General features: G+C 64.7%; 2 protein-coding genes and 1 tRNA gene. 1 reads left to right on the forward strand and 2 read right to left on the reverse strand.

The genetic code is table 11. From position 1 onward, the window contains the following. Positions 1-362 precede the first annotated feature (362 nt). Positions 363-437 (reverse strand) — tRNA-Asn (locus Q8J98_RS06810). A gap of 69 nt (positions 438-506) precedes the next feature. Beyond that, a complete protein-coding gene (locus tag Q8J98_RS06815) occupies positions 507-1,403 on the reverse strand; it encodes an MBL fold metallo-hydrolase (protein ID WP_305293698.1) in 897 nt (298 codons plus the stop codon). Between the two features lie 42 nt (positions 1,404-1,445). Here Q8J98_RS06815 and Q8J98_RS06820 point away from each other — a divergent pair, with 42 nt between their 5' ends. Further along, complete coding sequence (locus tag Q8J98_RS06820; protein ID WP_305293699.1) at positions 1,446-2,765, forward strand: ATP-binding protein; 1,320 nt, start codon at positions 1,446-1,448, stop codon at positions 2,763-2,765. Positions 2,766-2,897 lie beyond the last annotated feature (132 nt).

The following is a 2,897-nucleotide window of genomic DNA, read 5'->3' on the forward strand; positions in this document are numbered from 1 at the left end:
AACAAGCGCCCGCAGGTTCATCATCTCGTCGGTCATCGGTGGTCCTCTCGGTCAAGGTTGGTGTAAGCAACCAGACCCTAGCCGGAAATCGCCGGTGACCACCTCAGCCAGAACCTACACCACGCCGTGGGACACGATCCCATCCGCTGCCCAAAAGCGAATGGTCAGACAAAACCTGAGGGGGGTCAAAATTGGACGCCGATCACCCCGACAACGGGGTCAATTTTGCATGCCGAAACACACGTTGCCTCGCCGTTTAAACATGGAGCATCAATGTTGCAAAGATGTTGCAAAACAGGCCGAAAACGCGAAGGCCGCCCACAAGGGCGGCCCGCTAACGTCTTGTAGCTATTCGAGATTTTTGGCTCCGGCGGTAGGGATCGAACCTACGACCAATTGATTAACAGTCAACTGCTCTACCGCTGAGCTACGCCGGAACACGAGGCGCTGTATAGCGGCAGCGGCGGGGGGCGTCCAGAGGCTTTTGCGGGGAAAATCGCACTGCTTCAGCGCCTTGTATAGCGCGCTTCGCCGGTCGCTCCGGGTCTTTGCAAAACCAGGTTATTATCCTCAAGATCAATGAGATGCGCGAGAACGTTCCGCTTTGCTGCCGGGTGCAGCGCATGCGGGGTTTCCCGGTAAAGCCGCGCTACCAACTCGGCAATGCCGAGCGTGCCGGCAGCAAGTTCTGCAAGGATCTGGGCGTTGCGGTCGCGCCGGTGCGCGGCGAGCTCGGCGATGCGTTCCGCAACCGCCTCGACCGGCGCGCCGTGGCCGGGAAAGAGCCTCGGCGGGCACACCGCAAGAAGACGATCAAGCGAGTCCATGTACGCGGCCAGATCCCCGTCGGGGGGCGAAATCAGGGTGCTGGCCCAGCCCATTACATGATCGCCGCTGAAGGTTCCGCCTTGCCAGACAAAGCTGAGGTGGTTGCCGAAATGCCCCGGCGTGTGCAGCGCCTCGAGCGTCCAGTCGCCCCCGTCAACGCGGTCGCCATCGGCAAGTCTGGCATCGGGGGCAAAACCGGCATCGACCCCCTCGCCGCCGGGTGCCATGCCGCGCGCGGTGCGTTCGATCATGCGCGCCGAGCGCCCGGCGACGGCATCGCCAAAGGCCAATACAGGCGCGCCCGTCGCCTCTGCAAGCGGTCGCGCCAGGCCGGAATGGTCGAGATGGGCGTGGGTCACGAAAATGTGGCTGATCCGCTCGCCTGGTGCGAGCGCGGCAAGGATCGCCGTCAGATGCGCGGGCAGCGCAGGGCCGGGGTCGATTACCGCCACCTTGCCTTCGCCGACAATCCAGGTGTTGGTGCCGTTCAACGTCATCGGCGAAGGGTTCGGAGCAAGCACCAGGCGCAGGCCTTCGGCGGGGCGAGTGAGCGCGGGTGGGGCAGGGCGCGGCATCTTGTGCTTTCCTCCGGGCGGTGCAGCGACTAGGCTGCGGGCATGTTCTTTCAGTGGCTCAAACGCAAGCTGCCCTATGGGCTATACGGGCGCGCCGCGCTGATCCTGATCCTGCCGGTCGTGACGCTCCAGCTTGTCGTTTCGATCGTTTTTCTGCAACGGCATTTCGAGGGCGCGACGCGGCAAATGACGGTGTCGATGGCCTATGACCTGTCCTATATCGTTGCGCTGACCGAGACGGCAGAGGATGTGCCAACGGCGCTTGCGGCGATTGCCGCGGCGGCTGAACCGCTCAGGCTGGCGGTTCTGCTGCCGGTCGACGTCGAAGCGGGAACCCGGCGCGATTTCTGGGATTTTTCGGGCCGCGTGGTGGTGCGCGAATTGCGCGCGCGCGTCAAGGGGCTGACGCTTGTCGATCTCGATGATGCGCGTGAGGTGCGGCTGATCCTCGCCACCCGCCACGGCCCGATGCAGCTGGTATTTCCGCGCAGCCGGGTGGCGGTGTCGAACCCGCACCAGCTTTTGGTGCTGATGCTCGCGACCGGCCTGCTGATGACATTCGTAGCCTATGTGTTTTTGCGCAACCAGCTTCGCCCGATCACCCGGCTTGCCAAGGCCGCTGAGGCTTTCGGCATGGGTCGAGTGCTGCCTTACAGCCCGCGCGGTGCCACCGAGGTTCGCGCGGCCGGGGCAGCTTTTCTTGACATGCGCGCGCGGATTGAACAGCAGATCGAACAGCGCACCTTGATGTTTTCAGGCATCAGCCACGATTTGCGCACGCCGTTGACGCGGCTGCGGCTGGGGCTGTCGATGTTGCCGCCCGGGCCAGAGGCGGCGGCGATGGAGCGCGACGTGAGGGAGATGGGCGGCCTTGTCGACAGCTTTCTCGATTTCGCCCAGGCCGAAGCGACCGATACTGCCCCTGAAGCCCGCGACCCGGCGGAATTTCTTGCCGAGTTGGTGGCCGATGCACGCCGCGCCGGGCAAGAGGTGACGCTGACCGGCGTCGATGGCGAGGGGCTTGCCACGTTCCGCCCCGATGCGTTGCGCCGGGCGCTGGAAAACCTGCTCGCCAACGCCGCCCGCCACGCGGCCCGCGCCGAGGTTTCGGCGCAGTTGACCGACGAGACGCTGTGCATCATTGTCGAAGACGATGGCCCCGGTATTCCCGCCGCGCGCCGTGGCGAAGCGCTGCGCCCGTTTACCAGGCTCGATCCCGCGCGCAACCAGAACGCGGGGCAGGGCGTCGGTCTCGGGCTTGCAATAGCTGCTGATATTGCCCGCGGCCACGGCGGCGAGTTGCATCTGGGGGAAAGCGCGCGGCTTGGCGGGCTCAGGGCCGAACTGGTTCTTGCACGCTAGTGTTCGACACCTGACGCAGGATTCCCGCCGGTGCCATGCTGTGGCATAGTCGGAGGATGAGACGCTCCGACATCTGCCTTTTCCTTGGCCCCGCCGACCGCGCTGAGCTTCAAGCTCTGCTGACCAACCGCA

The sequence above is a fragment of the Phaeovulum sp. genome (assembly GCF_030684035.1).
Taxonomy (GTDB): Bacteria; Pseudomonadota; Alphaproteobacteria; order Rhodobacterales; family Rhodobacteraceae; genus UBA6213.